Genomic DNA, 3,368 nt, shown 5'->3' with positions numbered 1-3,368 from the left:
GGCCGGAGCCGCCAGCGGCCCGCTGGCCCGGCTCCACGCCACCGGGACGCCGGCGCCGGTTGCGGCCGTCTCCACGCCGTCGGAGCATCGCTCCGCCGAAGCGGGGGGTGACCTCAGCGGCACGCCGCTGGACGCGCGGCTGACCTTCGCGAGCTTCGTCATCGGCCGCTCGAACGCGCTGGCCCACGCCGCCGCCGAGCGGGTCGCCCGGCACCAGGGCGAGGGCGCGCTGTACAACCCGCTCTACCTCCATGCCGGCGTCGGCCTCGGCAAGACGCACCTGCTGCACGGCATCGGCCACGCCGCCCGCGAGGCCGGCCGCCGGGTGATCTACCTGACCGCCGACCGCTTCATGTACGGCTTCGTCAACGCCCTGAAGACCCAGTCGGCGCTGGCCTACAAGGAGCGCCTGCGCGGCATCGACCTGCTGATCCTGGACGACGTCCAGTTCATCCAGGGCAAGTCGATCCAGGCCGAGTTCGGCCACACCATCAATGCGCTGATCGATGCCGGCCGGCAGGTCGTCGTCGCCTCCGACCGGCCCCCGACCGAGCTGGAGGCGCTGGACGAGCGCGTGCGCTCGCGCCTGGGCGGCGGCCTGGTGGTCGAGATCACGGCCCTCGACGAGGCCCTGCGCGTCTCGATCCTGTCGGCGCGGCTCGCCGCGGTTCGGGTGGCGCATCCGGGCTTCGACGTGTCGCCGCAGGTCGCGACCTACGTGGCCCGGGCGATCACGGCCAACGGCCGCGACCTCGAAGGCGCGGTCAACCGTCTGCTGGCCCATGCCACGCTCACCGGCACCGCCGTCACCATGGAGACCGCCGAGAGCGCGATCCGCGACCTCGTGAAGAACCGCGAGCCGAAGCGGATCAAGATCGAGGACATCCAGAAGCTGGTCGCCTCGCGCTACAACGTCTCTCGCTCGGACATCCTGTCGGAGCGGCGCACCGCCGCCGTGGTCAAGCCGCGGCAGATCGCGATGTATCTGTCGAAGGTGCTGACCCTGCGCTCGCTGCCCGAGATCGGCCGGCGGTTCGGCGGACGCGACCACACCACCGTGCTGCACGCGGTGCGCAAGATCGAGAAGCTGATCGGCGAGGATACGATCCTCGGCGACGAGGTCGAGCTGCTGAAGCGGATGCTTCAGGACTAGGATTCCGAGCGGGATACCGCTGCGGCGCCCCCCGTCGCATCAGAGCCGGACCCGAGAACCGCGCCCGATCGAACCCCGATCGGGCGCGGTTCCGTTTTGCGCGCGATTCAAGCTTGGCCGTTTCGCCGCGGTCCGGGATGGTGCGACGCATATCTGCCGTGGCAGACTGGCGCCCAGCGAGTCGGCCCGCTAAGGCCGCGTCGCCAACAGGCAAGAACACGCTGGGGAACGCCGATGCCCGAAGCCTTCATCTACGATCACGTCCGCACGCCGCGCGGCCGTGGCAAGGCGGACGGAGCCCTGCACGAGGTGACGGCCCTGCGCCTCGCCGAGACGGCCCTGCGGGCCCTGAAGGACCGCAACGGCCTCGACACCGCCCTGGTGGATGACGTGATCCTGGGATGCGTCGACCCGGTCGGCGAGGCGGGGGGCGACATCGCCCGCGCCGCGGCGCTGGTGAGCGATTACGGCGACCACGTCCCGGGCATCCAGATCAACCGCTTCTGCGCGTCGGGCCTCGACGCGGTGAACTTCGCCGCCGCGCAGGTGATGAGCGGCCAGCACGAGATGGCGGTGGGCGGCGGCGTCGAATCGATGAGCCGCATCGGCATCGGCGCGTCCGGGGGCGCCTGGCCGGTCGATCCGGCGATCGCCATCAAGTCGTATTTCATGCCGCAGGGCGTCTCGGCGGACCTGATCGCCACCAAGTACGGGTTCACGCGGGACGATTGCGACGCCTACGCGGTGCGATCGCAGGCGCGCTCGGCCAAATCCTGGGCGGACGGGCTGTTTAACGGCTCGGTGGTCCCGGTGCGCGACGTGAACGGCATCACGCTCCTCGATCGCGACGAGCATATGCGGCCGGGCACCGACATGCAGTCGCTCGCCGCGCTGAAGGCCTCCTTCGTCCAGATGGGGCAGATGGGCGGGTTCGACGCGGTGGCGACCGACGCGCATCCGGATGTCGAGACGGTCAACCACGTCCACCACGCCGGCAACTCGTCGGGCATCGTCGATGGCGCCGCCGCCGTGCTGATCGGCTCGCAGGCGGCCGGTGCCGCCGCCGGCCTGAGGCCGCGGGCCCGGATCCGGGCGTTTGCCAATATCGGTTCCGATCCGGCCCTGATGCTCACCGGCCCGGTGGACGTCACCCGCAAGGTCCTGGCCCGGTCCGGGCTGAGCCTCTCCGACATCGACCTGTTCGAGGTGAACGAGGCCTTCGCGGCGGTGGTGCTGCGCTTCTGCCAGGCGTTCGATCTCGATCCCGAAATCGTCAACGTCACCGGCGGCGCGATCGCTCTGGGCCACCCGCTCGGGGCGACCGGCGCGATGATCCTCGGGACGGTGCTCGACGAGCTGGAGCGCACCGGCAAGGAGCGCGCGCTGGTGACGCTCTGCATCGGTGCCGGCATGGGCACCGCCACGATCATCGAGCGCGTCTGAGCGACGGTGCGGCGCGGGGGCCGGCCACGGCCGCTCTCCAAAGCCCGGGAACGCTGCTCGCGCATCGTCCCGAAAGGTGGTTTCCGGCTTTCGGAAAAAGACGATGCGAAACCAAGGACCTACAGCATCGTGCCGGTTCCGATATCCGGCACGATGCTGTAGAGGCGCGGGCGACGGTCGGCCCGAATCCGGGCCGGACGATAAAACATTGGGAGTCGAGCCCTTGAACCGCCTGATCGCGACGCTCTGCCTGGGCGTCTCCCTGAGCATGCCGCTGGCCGCACGTGCCGACGATGCGTCCGACCGCATCACCGAAGCCACGTCGCTGGTGAACAAGACCTTGATTAAGAACCTTCAGACCGGCTTCAACGTCGCGCTGGAGAAGACCGTGGCGGCGATGCCGGAATCCCGCGCCGAGGCCGTGCGCAAGGAACTCACGGACGAGTTCGAGAAGCAGCGCGGCATCATGATCGAGGGGCTGTCGAAGGAATACGCCCAGAAGTTCACGCTCACGGAGCTGAAGCATCTGGACGAGATCTACGCCGATCCGACCTACCTCAAGTTCCAGACCATGAACGCCGATCCCAACTCTGCGGTCACGGCGATCTCGCAGAACTCGGTGACGAAGCTCCTCAACATGCTGGCTGTGGCCGCCGCCACCGACAACGCCCCGAAGACCGGTGCGCCGCCGGTTCCGCCTCCGGCGGCTCCCCCCGCCCCGGCACCGAAGTAGCCGATGCCGTCCCCCGCGCGCGATCGGCTGGCCTCAGGC

General features: G+C 69.6%; 3 protein-coding genes. All 3 read left to right on the top strand.

Annotated features, from left to right (window positions below):
- Positions 1-1,153: chromosomal replication initiator protein DnaA (gene dnaA, locus FV228_RS24145; protein WP_147856884.1), on the top strand; the 1,153-nt coding region annotated here is incomplete at its 5' end.
- A 234-nt stretch (positions 1,154-1,387) separates the two neighbouring features.
- Positions 1,388-2,596: an acetyl-CoA C-acetyltransferase gene (locus tag FV228_RS24140; protein ID WP_147856883.1), complete on the top strand. Its 1,209-nt coding sequence runs from the start codon at positions 1,388-1,390 to the stop codon at positions 2,594-2,596.
- Between the two features lie 223 nt (positions 2,597-2,819).
- Positions 2,820-3,329 (top strand): hypothetical protein, encoded by a 510-nt coding sequence (locus FV228_RS24135; protein ID WP_147856882.1) that lies wholly within the window; start codon positions 2,820-2,822, stop codon positions 3,327-3,329.
- The last annotated feature ends 39 nt before the right edge of the window (positions 3,330-3,368 follow it).

The sequence above is a fragment of the Methylobacterium sp. WL18 genome (assembly GCF_008040015.1).
GTDB classification, from domain to species: domain Bacteria; phylum Pseudomonadota; class Alphaproteobacteria; order Rhizobiales; family Beijerinckiaceae; genus Methylobacterium; species Methylobacterium mesophilicum.
The sequence above is the reverse complement of the archived record's forward strand: the minus strand, read 5'-3'. Positions and strand labels throughout refer to the sequence as shown.